We start from the raw sequence: 18,071 nt of genomic DNA, 5'->3' as shown, positions 1-18,071 counted from the left end.
AGGAAAGGACAACAATGGGAGCCCAGATCCGGGTCTACCGCCAGAAGATCGCCTCGACCACGTCGACGCGGAAGATCTTCAAGGCGATGGAGCTGATCGCGACTTCTCGCATCGGCAAGGCACGTTCGCGTGTAGCGGCGGCACTGCCGTACGCCAACGCGATCACCCGTGCCGTTTCGGCCGTATCGTCGCAGTCTGAAATAGACCACCCGCTGACCACCGAGCACGGCGAGGTCCGACGTGCCGCCGTCCTGGTGATGACCTCGGACCGCGGTCTCGCCGGGTCGTACTCGGCCAGCGCGCTCAAGCAGGCGGAGGGTCTTTTCGAGACGCTCCGATCGGAGGGCAAAGAGATCCAGGCCTTCCTGGTCGGCCGGAAGTCCCAGGTCTACTTCGATTTCCGTGGCCGCGACTACGAGAAGGTATGGACGGGTTCCACCGACGCTCCCGAGTTCTCCACGGCCCGCGAGGTCGGCGAGGCGCTGCTCGCGGCATTCCTGAAGGACTACGAGGACGGCGGAGTGGACGAGATCCACGTCGTCTACACGAAGTTCCGCTCCATGGTCGTGCAGGAGCCGTCGGTCATGCGTCTGCTCCCGCTCGAGGTCGTGGAGGAGGAAGTCACCCAGGAGGGTGACCTCCTGCCGCTGTACGAGTACGAACCGGAGCCGGAGCAGGTCCTGGACGCCCTCCTGCCGCGCTACATCGAATCGCGCATCTTCGCTGCCATGCTGCAGGCGGCTGCGAGCGAACTCGCCGCCCGCCAGCGGGCGATGAAGTCCGCGGGCGACAACGCGACGGAGCTGATCAAGAAGTACACCCGCCTCCGCAACACGGCCCGCCAGGCCGAGATCACCCAGGAACTTTCGGAGATCGTGGCCGGCGCGGACGCATTGAGCGCCTCCTGACGCACCTCCCCATCCGGGCCCTCGAGGGTGCCGGGTGCACAGCTAGACTTAGTTCCACGCCATCTACGTAAATGAAGTGAGAGAGATGACTGCCCAGACTGTTGAACACGGTACGGACTCAGTTGCCCCCGGCGCCACCGGCCGTATTGCACGTGTCATCGGCCCGGTTGTCGACGTCGAGTTCCCGGCCGACGCAATCCCCGCAATGTACAACGCCCTCACCACCGAGATCACTCTCAACGGTGAGACCCGCCTGATCACCTTCGAGACCTCGCAGCACCTCGGCGACAACCTCGTGCGCGCCATCTCCCTGCAGGCCACCGACGGCCTCGTCCGGGGGACCGTGGTGCAGGACACCGGAGCGGCGATCTCGGTGCCCGTCGGCGACGGCGTCAAGGGACACATCTTCAACGTCCTGGGCAAGCCGCTCGACGTCGACGAGTCCGAGCTGCAGATCACGGAGCGCTGGCCCATCCACCGCAAGCCCCCGAGCTTCGCCTCCCTCGAGGGCTCGACGGAGATGCTCGAGACCGGCATCAAGGTCATCGACCTGCTGACGCCGTACATCAAGGGTGGAAAGATCGGCCTGTTCGGTGGTGCCGGTGTCGGCAAGACCGTGCTCATCCAGGAGATGATCACGCGTGTGGCCCGTAACTTCGGTGGCACCTCGGTGTTCGCCGGCGTGGGCGAGCGCACCCGTGAGGGCAACGACCTCTGGGTCGAGATGGAGGAGGCGGGCGTCCTCAAGGACACCGCGCTCGTCTTCGGCCAGATGGACGAGCCACCCGGAACGCGTCTCCGCGTGGCGCTCTCGGCCCTGACCATGGCGGAGTACTTCCGCGATGTGCAGAACCAGGACGTGCTGCTCTTCATCGACAACATCTTCCGGTTCACGCAGGCGGGTTCCGAGGTGTCGACCCTGCTGGGCCGTATGCCGTCCGCCGTGGGCTACCAGCCGAACCTGGCCGACGAGATGGGTCTCCTGCAGGAGCGCATCACCTCGACCAAGGGCCACTCGATCACCTCGATGCAGGCGATCTACGTCCCCGCCGACGACTACACCGACCCGGCTCCGGCAACCACGTTCGCGCACCTCGATGCGACCACCGAGCTCTCCCGTGAGATCGCGTCCCGTGGCCTGTACCCGGCCGTGGACCCGCTCGCCTCGACCTCGCGCATCCTGGATCCGCAGTACATCGGCCACGACCACTACTACACGGCCGTGCGCGTGAAGCAGATCCTGCAGAAGAACAAGGAACTGCAGGACATCATCGCGATCCTCGGCATCGACGAGCTCAGCGAAGAGGACAAGGTCGTCGTCGCGCGTGCGCGCCGCATCCAGCAGTTCCTCTCGCAGAACACCTACACCGCCAAGCAGTTCACCGGCGTCGAGGGTTCGACGGTCTCCATCAAGGACACCATCGAGGGCTTCGCGGCGATCTGCAACGGCGACCTCGACCACATCGCGGAGCAGGCGTTCTTCAACATCGGCGGACTCGATGACGTCGAGCGCCAGTGGGCCAAGATCCAACAGCAGACCGGTAAGTAACGCCCATGGCATCACAGGGCGAACTCGAGGTCGAAGTTGTCGCGGCCGACCACTTCGTGTGGTCGGGCGCGGCACGCAAGGTCAACGCACGCACGGCGAACGGACAGATCGGGATCCTCCCCGGTCACGCACCGATCCTCGCGATCCTTGAAGCCGGCGAGATTTCGGTGGAACCGGTCAGCGGCGAGCGCCTGGTGGTCGGCGTGGACGGAGGATTCTTCTCGGTCGATTCCAACCGCGTCGTGATCGTGGCGGACAACGCCAGGGTCGGCGGTTCGGTGACTCCGGAATCCGCCTAGGCCTTCCAGCATGGAGGCACTGGGTGTGACGTTCATCTGCCTTGCGGTCGCCTTCGGCCTGCTCGTGCTCGTGATCGGAGCATTCCTCCTCCGCCGGTTCCAGCTCAATCGTGCCCTCGGCACATTCGACGCCTCCATCCGCCTCCCTCCCCAGGGATGGCGGGTGGGGGTTTGTCGTTACACGGACAATCACCTGGAGTGGCTCAGCCTGCTCTCGCTGAGCCCCATCCCGAAGTTCCGGTTCCTCCGGAGCTCCCTCGAGGTCGAGGGCTGGCGTGCGCCCACCGAAGCCGAACGCGTGCGGATCCAGCCCGGCGCCATCATCGTCCAGCTGGCCCACGAGGGCGAGCCGTTCGACCTCGCCATGCGCTACGACGTGTACGCGGGCCTCTCCTCCTGGATCGAGGCCGGCCCCGTCATCGGCATCGGTACCTGGCGCTGATCCCCGGCGGCGTCGTCCTGCAGGCGCCCGCCTCAGTCCTCGATCGGCCTGACCCACGTCCCGTCGCGCAGTACGCCCTTGAGCTGGAGGTCGGGCGAGACCACGACCGCGTCGGCGCGCAACCCCACGTGGAGGCTGCCCACCTCGTCGCCGAGCCCCAGGACCATCGCGGGCACCGCGGTCGCTGCGCGCACCGCGTCGACGACGTCGACCCCCGCTCCGACCGTGCACCGGACGATGTCCAGCAGGCTCCCGGCACCGCCGGCCAGGACACCCGTGGCCGTCAGCACGGCCGCGCCGTCGACGACGGTGATGGCGGCCCGACCGAGGCGGTACTCACCGGACGTGCGGCCCGCTGCCGCGGTTGAGTCACTGACGAGGCAGATGTTCTCGGAGCCCGCGATCGTGAAGGCCATGCGGATCGTCTCCGGGTGGAGATGGACGTTGTCGGCGATGAGTTCGACGGCGATCTCCCCGGCGCGCGCCCTCTGCAGGAGCAGGGGGACCGGACCCGGGGAGCGGTGATGCATCACGGGCATCGCGTTGAACAGGTGCGTCGCCGTCGGGCGTCCGCTGAAGCCCGCGAAACCGGTCGAGGCGAGTTCCTCGTTGATGAGGTCCAGGGCGTCCGAGGTCTCCTCCGTCGAACTGTCCGTGTGCCCGATCGAGGGGATCACGCCGTGGGTCACGAGTTCGAAGACCAGGACGTCGCAGCCCGGCAGCTCCGGGGCGTACGTCATCGAGGTGAGGTGCCCTCGGCCCGCGGTGACGAGGCGCGCGACGTCCTCCTGCGTGGGCAGGATCAGGAAGGCCGGATCCTGGGCGCCGTGGCGCTTCTTCGACAGGAACGGACCCTCGGCGTGGATGCCGGCGATCAGCCCCGACTCCGCGGCCCCCGCGAGCCTGCCGAAAGCGGCCTCGAGGTCCACCAGCGGCGCCGCGCACGTGCTCGCGAGCACCGTCGTCGAACCACTGCGATGCAGGTGGGCCGCGGCGCCTGCGATGTCGGCGTCCGAGCCCGAGGTGAAATCGCCCCCGCCGGCGCCGTGGCAGTGCAGGTCGATGAGTCCCGGGAGGATGAAGTAGCCCTCGGGCAGCTGCTCCGGGGGTGCGCCGCCGTGCGACGTCCCGGCCTCGGTGATGCGTGAGCCCTGCCATCGCAGGACGCCGTCGTCGACGATCCCCTCGCCGGTCACCAGTCGGCCGGACAGGGCGGTGGGCGTTCTGCTGGAGAGAGCCATGGTCCGAGTGTAGGGGGCCGGGCGCGGCCGCCCTAGAAGAGCCGGGACGCGCTGTCGTCGACTCCGCGCATGGCGTCGTAGTCCAGCGTCAGGCAGTCGATGCCGCGGTCCGTGGCGAGCACGCGGGCCTGGGGCTTGATCTGCTGGGCCGCGAACACACCCCGCACGGGGGCCATGAGCGGGTCGCGGTTCAGCAGCTCGAGGTAGCGGGTGAGCTGCTCGACGCCGTCGATGTCCCCCCGGCGCTTCAGCTCGATGGCCACCGTGCGGCCCTGGGCGTCGCGGGCGAGGATGTCCACGGGACCGATGGCCGTCATGTACTCGCGCCGGATCAGCGTGAACCCTGCCCCGAGCAACTCGATCTGCTCGGCGAGGAGGCGCTGCAGGTCGGCCTCCACACCGTCCTTGACGAGGCCAGGGTCGACGCCCAGGTCGTGGGAGGAATCGTGCAGGTGCTCGCGGATGTTGATGACCAGCCGGTCGTCGCTCTTGGCGTGCTGCACCGTCCACACCTCGGTGATGCCCTCGGCGCGATCGGCCTCGTCGGGCGCGCTCACGCGGAGGTTCGCCGGCGGGCTCATCCAGTTCAGGGGCTTGTACGAGCCGCCGTCGGAGTGCACCAGCACGGAGCCGTCCGACTTCACCATGAGGAGCCGGGTGGCCAGCGGGAGATGGGCGCGGAGGCGGCCGATGTAGTCGACGGAGCAGCGGGCAATGACAAGACGCACGGGGACGACTCTACCGGGCGGGGAGCGCAGCGCATGATTCGCGGACCGGTCCCCGGTAGGACCGCCTCAGCACCGGGCCGGGTGGCAGACTGGAGCGGTGCCCCGTTTCAACCGACCCAGCCGACCCGGTGGTGGTGCGCGGAGCAAGTGGACCCCGCCGCCCGAACTGGACCTCGAGCGCGCCCGTGCGGGCATCCCCAGCCGTGAGAGCGCGCCCGACGGCGAGTGGTCGGTGCGCCGCATCACGGAGCGGAACGCCGCCAAGACCTACACCTGTCCCGGGTGCAACTCATCGATCCTGCCGGGGATCGCCCACCTCGTGGTGTGGCGGGAGGACTCGCTCTTCGGCCCCGAGACGGCCCTCGCCGACCGCAGGCACTGGCACGTGCGGTGCTGGCAGACGCGGAGTTTCCGCTACTGACCGCGCACGCGTCCAGCCCTCGCGCGCCGGGCGTCGGCCCGCCCCGACCTAGACTGGGGGCATGGCGAGCGACAGCACCGACCACACCTCCACCACCGACGAGCCGATCGAGATCCGCGCGTCCACCGTCCTGCCCGCCGATCGGCGCGACATCGAGCTGCACACTGCCGATGGTCTGACGCTCGTGGGGGAGTTCGCCGCGCCGGCCGGCGGCCGTACCCCGAAGGCCACCCTCGTGACGCTCCACCCGTTGCCCACGCACGGCGGCTTCATGGACTCCCACGTCTACAGGAAGGCGTCCTTCCGGCTGCCCGCCCTCGCCGACGTCGCCGTCCTGCGCTTCAACACGCGCGGCACGTGCTCCCCGCGCGGGTGCAGCGACGGGGAGTTCGACGGCGGCGACGGCGAGCGGCTGGACCTGCAGGCGGCCGTCGACTGGGCGGTGGCGCAGGGGCTGCACCACATCTGGCTCGTGGGCTGGTCCTTCGGCACCGAGCTGTGCCTGAAGTACGGCGCCCAGGACCCGGTGGCGGAACTCGTCGAGGGGGCCATCCTGCTGTCGCCACCGCTGCACCGCGCGGGCGACGCCGACCTCGACGCCTGGGCTGCCAGCGGCCTGCCCCTGAAGGTCCTGGTGCCGGAGTTCGACGACTACCTGGTGCCCGACGCTGCCGCCGCCCGGTTCTCCCGCGTGCCGCAGGCCGAGGTCGTCGGCATCGACGGGGCGAAGCACCTGTGGGTGGGGGAGAAGTACGCGGCGCGCGCCCTCAACGAGATCGTCGGCGTCGTTCGCCCCGAGGTGGACCTCCCGCTGCCCACGCAGTGGACCGGCCCGGCCGCCGTCGCACCGTCCACGCCGGCAACGCGCTGACCGGGCCCGCGCACGGCGGACCGGTCTACAGACGGTCCTGGCGGGCGATGAAGACCTCCTTGAGCAGCAGCATCACCGCTGCCGCCGTCGGGATGGCGATCAGGGCGCCGAGGACGCCGAGGAGGCTGCCGCCCGCGATGACCGCGATCACCGCGACAGCCCCGGGCACCGCGACCGCGCGGTGCATGATCCGCGGGGAGATGAAGTACGCCTCGAACTGCAGGTAGGCGACGTACGGGATCGCGAACAGCAGGGCCGTCTGCCAGCCCACCGTCAGGGCGATGAGGGAGACGAGGACGGCCGCGGTGGCCGCACCGATCAGCGGGATGAAGGCCAGGAGCACGACGACGAAGGTCAGCAGCACGGAGAACGGCACACCCGCGATCGACATCACGATGAACGCGAACGTGGCATTGAGCAGCGCCACGCACGCCTGGCCGATGACGTAGAGACCCACACTGCGCGTGATCTCCTCCGAGAGCACCTCGACGCGCGGCCGACGGGAGCGGGGGGCCAGCCGGTAGGCCCACTTCTTCATGCCCGGCAGGGATGCGAGGAAGTAGAGGGCGAGGACCAGGATCACGAGCGCTCCGAAGAGCCCGTTGACGATCACCGTCCCCACCCCGAGGACGCCGCCGAAGATCCCGCCCACGGCCTCGCTGTTGGCGAAGAACTTGTCGATCTCGGAGCTGACGCGCTCGCGGACCTGGAACTGCCGGTCGACGCTGGTGAAGAACTCCGAGTTCAGGAAGCTGTCCGCGTAGCCCGGCGCGCGGTCGACGATCTGCGAGGTCTGGCTCACGATCGTCGGGATGAGCAGCGCGAAGAACCCCACCACCACGCCCATGAGGATCAGGAGCGAGACGGCGATGCCGGCGGGCCTCGGGACGTACTTCGTCTCGAGCCAGCGGACGATCGGGTCCAGGCCGAGGGCGATGAAGAGCGCCGCTCCGATCCAGACCAGGAGCTGGCCGACATTCGTGATGATGAAGAAGGCGAGCAGCGCGAGCCCGACGCCGACGCTCATCATGAAACCGAAGTGGATGGGGTGCGCGCGCATGGTGGGCGCGTTGTTGCCTCCGAACTTCAGGCGCTCGTCGGCCAGGGACACGTCATGGTCCACCGCCACCTCGGACGGCTCCACGTCCGGCGGGAACTCGAAGCGGGGGCGCGGCTGGGCGGACGGGAACGAGTTCCGGGCGAGGGTGAAGAGGGAGCGCCACGCCGACGACGGCCGCGTGGCCGGCCGTGCCTGATCGTCGGTCGACCGTTCGTCGCTGCCGTTCGCGGACGCCTCGGGCCGCGGGAGCGGCTGATCGAGCGGGACGTCCTGGGGGTCTGTCAACGAAGGGCTCTGCTTTCACGTACGCGGTGTCCGGCCGCGGGAGGAAGGACTAGCGAAACCCTAACAGCCGGGTCCCGACGGCCGGGTTCTTGACGAACGACGGTCCGGGTGCGCCGGGCTCGCGCGGGGCCGGATCGGTCGGACGATTGTCGTTACCATTGAGGAACTGTTCCGGGGTGGGGCCGCAGCGGCATGCGGCACCACCCGAGCGGAATCAGAGCGGAAGGGGCCACGCGGTCCGCCGTCACGGACAACGATAGGCAACGAGTGCGCGTGAAGACAGCAGTACCGATCATCGTGGCAGGGCTCCTGCTGATGCTCCTCGGCATCGGACAGCGGACGGTCTGGGCTCCTGCCGAGACCGTGACCGCCGGCGTCGCACAGGACGCCGAGGCCGGACCGGTCACGGTGATCGAGCCCGGCGCCCGAGGGGACGTCGAGGGCCCGGTGGAGGTGACGGTCGAGGCCGAGGGTCCCTTCACCCTCGCCGTCGGGCGTGCGTCCGACGTGGAGGCGTGGGTGGGCGACGCAGCGCACCTGAGTATCACGGGGCCCGGCGAGGAGGCGCTGGCATCCGGATTCTCCGAGGGCGAGGACTCCGTACCGGATCCGCGCGGCAGCGATCTCTGGATCGCGGAGGAATCCGGGGACGGATCGCTGACCTACCGCTGGAACGCGCCCATCGAAGGCGACTGGTCCATCCTGCTCGCGGCCGACGGCGACGCGCCCGCCCCCACGCAGGTGTCCGTTACCACTCCCAACGACCAGTCCACCCCCCTCGCCCTGCCGCTCATCATCGGCGGCGCAGTCGTCGTCGTGCTCGGCATCGCGCTCCTCCTGATCCCGCCCCGCCGACCCGGGAACGGGCACCGGCCCGCACCCGTCGAGGGGACGCGCGCCTACGCCCGCCGCCACGCCGCGGCCGGCACTCCCGGCGGAGCCTCCCGCATCGCCGCCCCCGGCGCGGCCCTTCTGGTCTCAGGCCTCGTGGGGTCGGGGTCGCTCCTGGGCATCGCTCCCTCGATGGCGACGACGACGCCGTCGCCCGCGCCGTCCTCCGCGGCCGCCGTCAACGGGGCGCCGTCGGCCGGCAGCGAGGCCAGCGGACCTCCCGTGGTCCTCGACGCCCAGCTCGACCGCATCCTCGGAGCCGTCGCGTCCACCGTGACCGACGCCGACGCGGCCGCCGACGCGGAACTCCTCGCCCCTCGGGTCGACGGCGCAGCCCTCGAGCTCCGCACCGGCGCCTACGCGGTGGGCGCTAAGGACAAGGAGGCCACGGCGCCCGTGCCCGTCGCCGCGACGCCGCTCCTGCTCGACATGGTCCCCACGGGTACCGGGTGGCCCCGGACGATCGTCGCCCTGACGCAGGGCGAGGACAACCCGGTGCCGCAGGCGCTCCTGCTGGTCCAGGAGGCGCCGCGGGAGAACTACCGGCTGACCTCGGCCGTGCAGATGCTGCCGGGCAGCACGTTCCCCTCGCCGCCGGCTCCGGGCGCCACCGGACCCGTGCCCCTCGACGACGCCGGCGTCCTGGCGAGCGCACCGCAGGCCTCCGTCGCGTCCATCGCCGACTTCCTCACGAAGCCCTCCGGCCCGAACGCGGAGACGTTCGAGGAGAACTCCTTCGCCGAGGCGATCACCGGGTTCCAGGCCGACGTCGTCGCAGATCCCGGCAACAAGGCGGCGAGGATCACCTTCACGCACGCGGCACAGGAGGACCAGACGCAGGCGCTCCTGACCGGTGACGGCGGGGCCATGGTCTTCGGATACCTCACCCACACCTACTCCAGCGTCCCGAAGGCACGCGGCGACACGATCGACCTCAAGGGCACGGTGTACCAGTCACTGACAGGGAAGGCCGTGAGCGGGAAGGGCATCGACGTCAACTCCGGCGAGGCCGTGATGATGTACGTACCGCCCGCCGGCAGCGAGGATAGGATCCGGGTCATCGGTGCCGCCCAGCAGTTGCTGTCGGCCACCCTCCGCTGACCCGCGCCCTTCCCGGTCCTCTCCGGCTCCAACCAGTAGCAGTCACAGAAAGGCAGAGCATTGTCCACACCAGCACAGCGGGGCGGGATGCCGCCGTCGAGCATGAACCTGCGGGGAGCGGTGGACCTCTCCGCCCTCAAGGCGCGCGCGGATGCGTCCGCACGGCCGGCCGCGGCACGCCAGGCCGCCGCGCCGAGCCCGTACATCGTCGAGGTGACGGAACAGACCTTCCCGCAGCTCGTGCAGCTCTCGTCGCAGGTGCCCGTGGTCGTGAACCTCCGCGCCACCTACAGCGACCAGTCCACCCAGGTCACCACTGTGCTCGAGGCCGTCGCCGTCGAGTTCGACGGGCGGATGCTGCTGGCCAACGTCGACCTCCAGGCGCAGCCGCAGATCGCGCAGGCCTTCCAGGCCCAGGGTGCGCCGACCGTCGTCGCCGTGGTGAAGGGCCAGCCCGTCCCCCTCTTCGAGGGTGTCCTCCCGGACCCCCAGATCCGCGCCTACCTCGACGAGCTGATGAAGGTCGCCGAGGCGAACGGTGTGACCGGGACGCTCAACGACGGCTCCCAGCCCGGACCGGCCGGCGCGGAGGAGCCGCCGCTGCCGCCCCTCCATCAGGAGGCGTTCGATGCGATCGAGCGCGGCGACTACGGGGCGGCCGCGATCGCGTACCGTCGCGCCCTCGCGGAGCAGCCGGCCGACGCGGACGCGAAGGCCGGCCTCGCGCAGGTGGAACTCATGGAGCGCGTCCAGGACCTCGACGCCGCCGGCGTCCGTCAGCGCGGGGCCGACGAGCCCGACGCCCTGGAGGCCCAGTTGGCCGTCGCCGACCTGGACCTGACGGGCGGGCATGTCGAGGACGCCTTCGGCCGCGTCATCGCCTTCATCGGCAGGACCTCCGGCGAGGACCGGGAAGCGGCCCGCAGGCGGCTGCTGGAACTGTTCGACGTCGTCGGCGTCACGGACCCGCGCGTGACGAAGGCGCGCAGCGCGCTGGCCCGAGCCCTGTTCTAGGCGCTTCTCCCGGACGCCCTGCCGGGCGCCCCGGCGTCGACCCACTCTCCACCGGAGGACCACGATGACTCCCGCAGCTTCCCCGGCCGGCGTGCCCGGCCTGTTCGATCCGCTGACGCTCCGATCCCTCGAGCTGCCGCACCGCGGCTGGGTCGCAGCGATGTGCCAGTACTCGTGCGACCCCGTCGGCGCCGCCGGCGTGCCGACCGACTGGCACCTCGTGCACCTCGGGCAGTTCGCCCTCGGCGGTGCGGCGCTCATCATCACCGAGGCGGCCGCGGTGAGCCCCGAGGGCATGATCAGCCCGCGCGACGCCGGTATCTACACGCGGGAGCAGGCCGAGGCGTGGCGCCGGATCAACGACTTCATCCACGAGCACAGCGCCGTCGGCACGAAGACCGCGGTCCAGCTCGCCCATGCCGGCCGGAAGGCCTCGACGTACTGGCCGTTCAGCGGCAGGCGCGACTCGGTGCCGGAGGCCGACGGCGGCTGGCAGACCCTCGGTCCCACGGACGAGGCGTTCGGTGCGTATGCCGCGCCGCGCGCGATGACGGAGGACGACATCCAGCACGTCATCCGCGACTTCGGCGCCGCCGCGTCGCTCGCCGTGGACGCGGGGTTCGACACGATGGAGATCCACGCCGCGCACGGCTACCTGCTGCACCAGTTCCTCTCACCCCTGGTCAACACGCGGACCGACGGCTGGGGTGGCTCGGAGGAGGCCCGGTTCCGGCTCATGCTGGAGGTCGTCCGGGCGGTCCGCCGGGCCATCCCGGAGGGCATGCCGCTCCTGCTGCGCATCTCGGCGTCGGACTGGACCGAGGGCGGGCTCGACGGCGACACCTCCGCCCGGTTGGCGAAGCGGGCGGCCGAGGAGGGCGTCGACTTCGTCGACGTGTCCTCGGGCGGTGCGGTCCCGGCCGCCGCCATCCCCGTGGGGCCGGGCTATCAGGTGTCACTCGCCGAGGAGGTGCGGTCCTCCGGCGTCCCGACGGGCGCCGTCGGCCTCATCGATGATGCGCGCCAGGCGGAGGAGATCATCCGCGGGGAGCGGGCCGACGTCGTGCTCATCGCGCGGGCCGCCCTGCGCGACCCGCACTGGTGGATGCGCGCTGCCCACGAGCTCGGACACGAGCTGGCACCCGCCCCGCAGTACGAGCGTGCCGGGTCCTACTGACGACGCCCTTTTCCTCCTTTGGGATGACGATCGGCGGAGCGGCGCGTTGCTAGCGTGGAGCCATGAGTTCCCCTGCGCCGTCGCCATCCGTCGAGAACGAACCCGGGGGGCGAGCCGGCAGCGCCGCCCTCAGCATCCGCGGGCTGGCCAAGCGGTTCGGCGAGAAGATCGCCGTCGACGGCGTCAGCCTCGAGGTCCCGCAGGGGTCCTTCTACGGGCTCGTCGGGCCGAACGGTGCCGGCAAGACCACCACACTCTCGATGGCGACGGGTCTGCTCCGCCCCGACTTCGGGCAGGTGCTCGTCCACGGCGTCGACGTCTGGGGCCGGCCGCTGGAAGCCAAGAAACTCATGGGGATCCTGCCCGACGGCGTCCGGCTGTTCGACCGGCTGACCGGTGAGCAGCTGGTCACCTACGCAGGACTGCTGCGCGGCATGGACCGTGAGACCGTCGCCGAACGGACCGGCGACCTGCTGCGTGCGCTCGATCTCGCGAACGACGCCGGCACGCTCGTGGTGGACTACTCGGCGGGCATGACGAAGAAGATCGCGCTCGCCTCCGCCCTCATCCACGCCCCCCGCCTGCTGGTTCTCGACGAGCCGTTCGAGTCCGTGGATCCGGTCTCGGCCGCGAACATCCGCGACATCCTGGCCGGCTACGTGGAGTCCGGAGGGTCGGTCATCGTCTCCAGCCACGTCATGGACCTCGTGCAGCGCATGTGCGACCACGTCGCCGTCATCGCCGCGGGCACCGTCCTCGCCGCAGGGACGATCGACGAGGTCCGCGGCGACGCGACGCTGGAGGACCGCTTCGTCGAACTCGTGGGTGGACGCAACACGTCGGAGGGGCTGTCGTGGTTGCGGACCTCCTGAAGCTGAAGCTCCTCCTCCTGCGCAACTCGCTCAAGCGGAGCACCGCGCAACTGGTCGGCGTGATCCTCGGCGGCCTGTACGGGCTCGGCGTCCTGGGGACGATCGTGGTCGGGCTCGTGTTCCTCGGTGCAGCCGACCCCGAGTTCATCCGGACCGTCCTCGTGCTCGGAGGATCCGCCGTGGTGCTCGGCTGGATCGTGATCCCGATCGCAGCGACCGGTATCGACATGACGCTCGACCCCGCACGGTTCGTGACCTTCGCCATCCCGCAGCGGCAGCTCCTCACGGGGCTCGTGCTCGGCGGACTCGTGGGCATCCCGGGCGTCGTGACCCTCGTCGCCGCCCTGGCGCAGGTGTTCACCTGGATCCGGTATCCGGCCGCGGCGGTGACCGCGCTGGTGTGCGGGCTGGTCGCCGTCCTGCTGTGTGTGGTCGCCTCACGGCTGGTGACGACGGCGGTGTCCTCGATGACCGGCTCGCGCAGGTTCAAGGACATCAACGGCATCGTCGCCTTCATCCCGCTGATCTTCCTCGGGCCGATCATCGGGGGAGTGACGGCAGGGTTCCAGAACTCTCCCGGCTTCGCCGCCACGCTGGCCGACGTCCTCGCCTGGACGCCGCTGGGTGCGCTGTGGGCCGCGCCCGCCGACGTCGCCGCCGGCAACGCCGGGATCGCTGCGCTCCGGTTCCTGATCGGCCTCGGGACGCTCGGTCTGTTCCTCCTGCTGTGGAGCCGCAGCCTCAGCCACGCGCTGGTCACTCCTCCGTACAACGCCGTGGCCAAGCGCGCGGGTGGGAACCTGGGGTGGCTCGGCCGGTTCCCGCCCACGCCCGCGGGTGCTGTGGCCGCGCGTGCCCTGACTTACTGGCTCCGGGATCCGCGCTACTCCGCCTCGCTCGCGGTGATCCCCTTCATTGCCGTGCTGCTCTTCTTCTCGGGCGGTGGAGGCGGGGCCCTCGCGTACCTCGGTCCGATCACGGCATTCTTGCTGGCCTGGTCCATCTCCGCCGACATCTCCTACGACAACACGGCGTTCAGCCTGCACCTCTCGACGGGCGTCAGCGGACGCGACGATCGTCTGGGCCGGGCGCTCGCACTGCTGGTGTTCGCGGTGCCGACCACCCTGGTGTTCACCGTGGGTCCGCTGCTGATGATGGGACGGCTCGAGGACCTGCCGGTGATGCTCGGCCTGGGGATCGGTCTCCTACTGGCTGGGACCGGGCTGTCGAGCCTCGTGTCCGCGCGCTATACCTACAACGTTCCGCTCCCGGGGGAGAGCGCCTTCAAGACACCGCCGGGAACGAACTTCCTGATGTTCGCCGTGCAGTTCATCGGCTGGATCGTCATGCTGCTGCTGGCGCTGCCGGAGATCGCCCTGACGATCGCCTACTTCGTGACCGGGGACGCACTGTTCGGGTGGCTGAGCCTGCTGGTCGGAGTGGTTCTCGGCGCAGTCCTGCTGGTGGTCGGGATCCGGACCGGAGGCCGATGGTACGACCGCAGGGCTCCCGAACTGCTGCTGGCGGTCTCGGCGAACCGCTGAAGGTTTGGCCACCTGCCGCGCAGGTCTCCTGCCCCGGAGCGCTCCCCCGGCCCGGGCGGGCTGTCCGGACGTACGCCGGCGGTCACCCTAAGGCCAGCAGATCCGCCTGACAAGGGTGGTTCGACTCGAGTAGTGCGGCTGCCCTCCCGGCTGTGCATAACCTTCTGGACGCCGACTGCTCCGGGCTATGCTGAGGCCCATTCCGGCGAGATCGGCGAAGTGATGGGGGAGTTGCGTGTTTCCTGTGCGTGCAGAGGGCCATCGACGGGCAGCACCGATCCTTGCCGGGGCAGCAGTGGCGCTGGCGCTTCTGACCGGTTGCCAGAACGGTGCGGACGCCTCGCCCGCACCGACTTCCGATCCGCCGCCGTCAACGGCCGTGCCCTCGACCGCTGGGGCGTCCACCCCTTCGGCCGCACCTGAACCATCGCCGGCGTCGTCGGCCGGTCCGGCCACCAACATCCCCGTCCCAGTGAAGCCGGCGCTCGCGGACCAGAACACGGCCGAAGGTCTCGAGGCCTTCACGGAGTACTGGCTCGAGCTGTTCTCCTACGGCTACGAGACGAATGACTGGGCAGAATTTGATGAGGCGACGGACCCTGGTTGTAGAACCTGCGGCAACCTTAAGGCGGAGGTTCAGGAGCACTATAAGAATGGCGGCTGGATCGAAGGGGGAAAGATATCTCTGAAATCGACCAGTACAGACTTTATAGGAAACACCGAAGGGTCAATCAACTCCTTCATTGATATCAAGCAGGCAAACATACTTTACTACGACTCGAGTGGCCTGGAACTTAAGCGGACAGATAATACGGATTCGATCGTCGGAGTTTCTATTGCTTTTTGGGAAGATGGCCGCTGGGTAATGCTCGATTTCGGATCGCCTGAAGGCACCTGAAATGACTACGGCGCAGAAATCTACCGCACTTGTTCTTCTCTCGCTTGCGATCCTTGCTATCCCCTTGCCCGCATCTGCTGAAGAAAGTGGTCCATCGGCTGGGATCTCCGAATCTGGGTGGGTCAATGCCAGCAATACCATAAGACAGGTCGTTGGAGGGGGTAAACGAGCGGACGTAGTCGAGCGGGTTGATGCCCAGCCCGCTGTACTTCCTCAGGACGACACGATCTCTTACACCTACGTCCGCGCCTGCACTGCCGGCGCCGGGAGTGCCCTGGATCCGGCGACCTGCCCTCGCATGGACGCGCAGTGCGACGCCCAGGACGACGGCATCCTCGTGAACTGGATCGAGGTGAACAACAACGCACAGCCGGCAACTCGGACGCCGACCGGCAGGTCGTCCTGCATGTATCCCGGAGAGCCCCCCGCACCGCCGGTCGAGGGAGCAGAGGTCGCCGAGGAGATACCGATCGTGATCACCCTCGAAGAGTTCCAGAAGCAGCCCGTCCTTGCAGCGACCATCGTGTCGCAGCCCTCGAACTTCGGGCTCAGGAATGCGCACTCCAACATCTACGCGCAGGCGCAGGAGCAGGAGTTCACCTTCGAGTTCCAGGACGCCTCCATCGTGTTGAAGGCCCGCCCTGTGTCCTACCAGTGGAACTACGGCGACGGGACCAGCGCTACGACGTCCACCCCGGGAGGCCCGGTGGACGGGGCTGCCTTCGACACCCAGACGCCGACGAGCCACCAGTACACGCAGACCGGTGATTTCCAGCTCACGCTGACGACCTTCTTCGCCGGTGACTACTCGGTGGATGGAGGGCCCTTCCAGCCGGTCGCCGGTCAGGCGGCGGTCGTGTCGGAGCCCCACCTCATGAGTATCTGGCGCACCAAGGGGCACAACGTGAGCGAGAACTGTATCGAGAATCCCCGAGGGATCGGCTGCGAAGCTCCTACCCGATAGCCCGCCGATGTTCTCCTGCGACGTGGTGGTTCCAATCAGAAGGGTGGAGGCTCAAGATCGCAGGCGTAGGTCCTGCCCGCAGGTGAGGTGGCTACGAGGGTGCCCGGCGCGGGCTGGTCATAGTGCCAGAGGCCTTCGCTCTTGAGCATGTGGTGTTTGCGGCAGAGGTGGGCGAGATTGTCGTGGCTGGTGGGTCCGCCGCGGGACCAGGGGGTGGTGTGGTCCAGTTCGCAGCGGGCCGCGGGGACGCTGCACCCCGGGTGTCGACACGTGCGGTCGCGGACCCGCAACCACTTCTTCAGGTCCGCGGGAACGGTGTACGTGGTGCGCCCGACGCTGAGGACGGCCCCTGTCTCGGGGTGGGTGAGGAGCCGGGTGAAGGAGGGTGCGTGAGCGGCGAGCCGGCGGGCGAGGTCGGCGGGAATGGGCCCGTAGCCTTCCAGATCCGCGGGGGCGTCGTCGACACCGAGCAGGGTCAGGACCGGGACGGTGACGTTGATGTGCGCCCGGACCGGGTATCCGTCCGGTGCCACCGGGCCGGAATCGGGCCCGGGTATGCCGTCCTGGCGTTCGGGCTCGCCGAGGAGGAGATCGGTGAGGATGTCGGTGCGCAGCCGCGGGAGCGTTCGGCGTTCGGTGGGTGCCTGGAGGGCGCGAGCCGTGGAGGTGAGTCGTGCATCGATGGCGGCGGCATCCGTGGCCGGCAGGTGGACGTGGAGCCAGGCCATGGCGTCGTCGGCGGGTTCGAAGTCCACGCGCCGTCCCTGGGCCGCGGTGCGGGCGCGCTCCTCGAGGGCTTCGGGGTGGAGCTGAGTACGGAGCTGGCGGGCCCGGTAGCTCAGGCGGGAGACGGTGGTGTCCGCGGCGATGGGCAGCAGGGCCTCTTCGAGGCGGGCGGCGGCGTGGTGGGGCAGGCCGAGGTATTCGTGCAGGAGTGTGGTGGCGTGCGGCCAGGAGATCGTACCGTCGCGGAGGGCGGTGAGCGTCCGGGGATGGTAGTTGACCAGCAGGGCGGAGTATTGGACCAGACGGTGCGCGGTGCGTTCGGAGATGCGCAGCAGGCAGGCGATCTCCGTGGCGGTGGTGGTGTCGGCGAGATTGGTGCGGTGCGGTCCGGGCCGACCGGGCCAGAAATGGTCCATCATCTTCGTCTCGAAGACTTTCCGCAATTCTTCGGTACTCGCGGCGAGTTCGGCGTCGATCCGCGCTTTCTCGGCACTCAGTTCGGTGATCCGAGCGGATATCCGATCGAGTTCCACCCCGTGTTCCGTCGACGTCCTCATGAAGACATTCTCCCGCCCGCCACCGACATTATCCGGGCGCTCGCCAGTCCATTGTCGCGCCCCTCGGACAATGCGATTCCGGGGTCGGGCGTACTCCGGACGCCGATATGCGGGGCGTGCTCCCGGGCCTCGAGGGCGCGGGGGACGGGCGATAGACTGGCTCCATGACTATGCCTGCTGATCCCTTTGCAAACGATCCACGCGATCCCGGCACCGGTGGCTCGACTGCGACCATCGAGCGGGAGGAAGTCCGCCAGGAGGTCGAGCCCGGCGACGCAGAGCGCTTCGCGCACTATGTCCGCAAGGAGAAGATTATGGAGTCGGCCTTCACCGGCGAGCCCGTGATCGCCCTCTGCGGCAAGGTGTGGACCCCCGGACGCGATCCCGAGAAGTTCCCCGTCTGCCCCGAGTGCAAGGAGATCTACAATGGTCTCCGCCCCGGCAACGACAAGCCGAAGGACTGACAGCGGCGGACCTTCGGAGCGCCACTCGGCGTCGGCCCATGGTCGGCGCCACTGGTGCG

At 69.2% G+C, this 18,071-nt stretch carries 18 protein-coding genes; 14 read left to right on the top strand and 4 right to left on the bottom strand.

The annotated features are described in order from the left end of the window. Nucleotides 1-14: 14 nt before the first annotated feature. From CXQ92_RS04665 to CXQ92_RS04650, 4 genes are all read left to right on the top strand, one after another. A complete protein-coding gene (locus tag CXQ92_RS04665) occupies nucleotides 15-908 on the top strand; it encodes a F0F1 ATP synthase subunit gamma (RefSeq protein WP_104165648.1) in 894 nt (297 codons plus the stop codon). Nucleotides 909-993: 85 nt separating this feature from the next. After that, on the top strand, nucleotides 994-2,457 hold the full coding sequence (atpD, locus tag CXQ92_RS04660) for a F0F1 ATP synthase subunit beta (protein WP_104165647.1): 1,464 nt from the start codon (nucleotides 994-996) through the stop codon (nucleotides 2,455-2,457). Nucleotides 2,458-2,462: 5 nt separating this feature from the next. After that, nucleotides 2,463-2,756 carry a F0F1 ATP synthase subunit epsilon gene (locus tag CXQ92_RS04655; protein WP_104165645.1) on the top strand — a complete coding sequence of 98 codons (294 nt, stop codon included), beginning with the start codon at nucleotides 2,463-2,465 and terminating at the stop codon, nucleotides 2,754-2,756. Nucleotides 2,757-2,766: 10 nt separating this feature from the next. Next, complete coding sequence (locus CXQ92_RS04650; protein WP_104165643.1) at nucleotides 2,767-3,198, top strand: DUF2550 domain-containing protein; 432 nt, start codon at nucleotides 2,767-2,769, stop codon at nucleotides 3,196-3,198. 32 nt (nucleotides 3,199-3,230) lie between these two features. Here CXQ92_RS04650 and CXQ92_RS04645 read toward each other — a convergent pair whose 3' ends face one another. Both CXQ92_RS04645 and nucS read right to left on the bottom strand, forming a co-directional pair. Further along, nucleotides 3,231-4,439, bottom strand: coding sequence for an N-acetylglucosamine-6-phosphate deacetylase (locus tag CXQ92_RS04645; protein WP_104165641.1), 1,209 nt, complete (start codon nucleotides 4,437-4,439; stop codon nucleotides 3,231-3,233). A gap of 32 nt (nucleotides 4,440-4,471) precedes the next feature. Beyond that, nucleotides 4,472-5,167: an endonuclease NucS gene (nucS, locus tag CXQ92_RS04640; protein WP_104165639.1), complete on the bottom strand. Its 696-nt coding sequence runs from the start codon at nucleotides 5,165-5,167 to the stop codon at nucleotides 4,472-4,474. 97 nt (nucleotides 5,168-5,264) lie between these two features. Here nucS and CXQ92_RS04635 point away from each other — a divergent pair, with 97 nt between their 5' ends. Together CXQ92_RS04635 and CXQ92_RS04630 are read left to right on the top strand one after the other, a co-directional pair. Then, nucleotides 5,265-5,588, top strand: coding sequence for a hypothetical protein (locus tag CXQ92_RS04635; protein ID WP_181033549.1), 324 nt, complete (start codon nucleotides 5,265-5,267; stop codon nucleotides 5,586-5,588). A 61-nt stretch (nucleotides 5,589-5,649) separates the two neighbouring features. Continuing rightward, nucleotides 5,650-6,459 (top strand): alpha/beta hydrolase, encoded by an 810-nt coding sequence (locus tag CXQ92_RS04630; RefSeq protein WP_104165637.1) that lies wholly within the window; start codon nucleotides 5,650-5,652, stop codon nucleotides 6,457-6,459. Between the two features lie 25 nt (nucleotides 6,460-6,484). Here CXQ92_RS04630 and CXQ92_RS04625 read toward each other — a convergent pair whose 3' ends face one another. Then, nucleotides 6,485-7,603, bottom strand: coding sequence for an AI-2E family transporter (locus CXQ92_RS04625; protein WP_258069798.1), 1,119 nt, complete (start codon nucleotides 7,601-7,603; stop codon nucleotides 6,485-6,487). A 474-nt stretch (nucleotides 7,604-8,077) separates the two neighbouring features. Between CXQ92_RS04625 and CXQ92_RS04620 the strand changes: the two genes are divergently transcribed. The 7 genes from CXQ92_RS04620 (at nucleotide 8,078) to CXQ92_RS04595 (ending at nucleotide 16,265) form a co-directional block, all read left to right on the top strand. Continuing rightward, nucleotides 8,078-9,796 (top strand): hypothetical protein, encoded by a 1,719-nt coding sequence (locus CXQ92_RS04620; RefSeq protein ID WP_146067383.1) that lies wholly within the window; start codon nucleotides 8,078-8,080, stop codon nucleotides 9,794-9,796. A gap of 60 nt (nucleotides 9,797-9,856) precedes the next feature. After that, the gene (locus CXQ92_RS04615) at nucleotides 9,857-10,810 is read left to right on the top strand and encodes a tetratricopeptide repeat protein (protein WP_104165633.1); all 954 of its coding nucleotides are present in this window, start codon (nucleotides 9,857-9,859) and stop codon (nucleotides 10,808-10,810) included. Nucleotides 10,811-10,874: 64 nt separating this feature from the next. Next, nucleotides 10,875-11,987 (top strand): NADH:flavin oxidoreductase/NADH oxidase, encoded by a 1,113-nt coding sequence (locus CXQ92_RS04610; RefSeq protein ID WP_258069704.1) that lies wholly within the window; start codon nucleotides 10,875-10,877, stop codon nucleotides 11,985-11,987. A 62-nt stretch (nucleotides 11,988-12,049) separates the two neighbouring features. Next, nucleotides 12,050-12,859, top strand: a complete 810-nt coding sequence (locus tag CXQ92_RS04605; protein ID WP_258069703.1) for an ABC transporter ATP-binding protein — start codon at nucleotides 12,050-12,052, stop codon at nucleotides 12,857-12,859. Beyond that, the gene (locus tag CXQ92_RS04600; protein WP_104165631.1) at nucleotides 12,841-14,403 is read left to right on the top strand and encodes a transporter; all 1,563 of its coding nucleotides are present in this window, start codon (nucleotides 12,841-12,843) and stop codon (nucleotides 14,401-14,403) included. Before CXQ92_RS04605 ends, CXQ92_RS04600 begins: the two co-directional genes overlap by 19 nt. A 235-nt stretch (nucleotides 14,404-14,638) precedes the next feature. Next, nucleotides 14,639-15,301 (top strand): DUF6318 family protein, encoded by a 663-nt coding sequence (locus tag CXQ92_RS17785; RefSeq protein ID WP_146067382.1) that lies wholly within the window; start codon nucleotides 14,639-14,641, stop codon nucleotides 15,299-15,301. A 298-nt stretch (nucleotides 15,302-15,599) separates the two neighbouring features. After that, nucleotides 15,600-16,265, top strand: coding sequence for a hypothetical protein (locus tag CXQ92_RS04595; RefSeq protein WP_104165629.1), 666 nt, complete (start codon nucleotides 15,600-15,602; stop codon nucleotides 16,263-16,265). 35 nt (nucleotides 16,266-16,300) lie between these two features. On the opposite strand, the gene CXQ92_RS04590 is transcribed toward CXQ92_RS04595, so the two are convergent. After that, a complete protein-coding gene (locus CXQ92_RS04590) occupies nucleotides 16,301-17,548 on the bottom strand; it encodes an HNH endonuclease signature motif containing protein (RefSeq protein WP_104165627.1) in 1,248 nt (415 codons plus the stop codon). 164 nt (nucleotides 17,549-17,712) lie between these two features. Here CXQ92_RS04590 and CXQ92_RS04585 point away from each other — a divergent pair, with 164 nt between their 5' ends. After that, the gene (locus CXQ92_RS04585; RefSeq protein WP_104165625.1) at nucleotides 17,713-18,012 is read left to right on the top strand and encodes a DUF3039 domain-containing protein; all 300 of its coding nucleotides are present in this window, start codon (nucleotides 17,713-17,715) and stop codon (nucleotides 18,010-18,012) included. The last annotated feature ends 59 nt before the right edge of the window (nucleotides 18,013-18,071 follow it).

Origin of the sequence: Arthrobacter sp. SX1312, assembly GCF_002929295.1 — a bacterium.
Taxonomy (GTDB): domain Bacteria; phylum Actinomycetota; class Actinomycetes; order Actinomycetales; family Micrococcaceae; genus Arthrobacter_D.
This window is presented reverse-complemented; position numbering and strand designations above follow the sequence as displayed.

Excerpts from the sequence above, each read along its gene's own strand:
- atpD (WP_104165647.1), top strand. The coding sequence starts at position 994 with ATGACTGCCCAGACTGTTGAACACGGTACGGACTCAGTTGCCCCCGGC.
- CXQ92_RS04595 (WP_104165629.1), top strand. The coding sequence starts at position 15,600 with ATGGACGCGCAGTGCGACGCCCAGGACGACGGCATCCTCGTGAACTGG.
- CXQ92_RS04665 (WP_104165648.1), top strand. The coding sequence starts at position 15 with ATGGGAGCCCAGATCCGGGTCTACCGCCAGAAGATCGCCTCGACCACG.
- CXQ92_RS04655 (WP_104165645.1), top strand. The coding sequence starts at position 2,463 with ATGGCATCACAGGGCGAACTCGAGGTCGAAGTTGTCGCGGCCGACCAC.
- CXQ92_RS04585 (WP_104165625.1), top strand. The coding sequence starts at position 17,713 with ATGACTATGCCTGCTGATCCCTTTGCAAACGATCCACGCGATCCCGGC.
- CXQ92_RS04605 (WP_258069703.1), top strand. The coding sequence starts at position 12,050 with ATGAGTTCCCCTGCGCCGTCGCCATCCGTCGAGAACGAACCCGGGGGG.
- CXQ92_RS04610 (WP_258069704.1), top strand. The coding sequence starts at position 10,875 with ATGACTCCCGCAGCTTCCCCGGCCGGCGTGCCCGGCCTGTTCGATCCG.
- CXQ92_RS04590 (WP_104165627.1), bottom strand. The coding sequence starts at position 17,548 with ATGAGGACGTCGACGGAACACGGGGTGGAACTCGATCGGATATCCGCT.
- CXQ92_RS04630 (WP_104165637.1), top strand. The coding sequence starts at position 5,650 with ATGGCGAGCGACAGCACCGACCACACCTCCACCACCGACGAGCCGATC.
- CXQ92_RS04645 (WP_104165641.1), bottom strand. The coding sequence starts at position 4,439 with ATGGCTCTCTCCAGCAGAACGCCCACCGCCCTGTCCGGCCGACTGGTG.
- CXQ92_RS04650 (WP_104165643.1), top strand. The coding sequence starts at position 2,767 with ATGGAGGCACTGGGTGTGACGTTCATCTGCCTTGCGGTCGCCTTCGGC.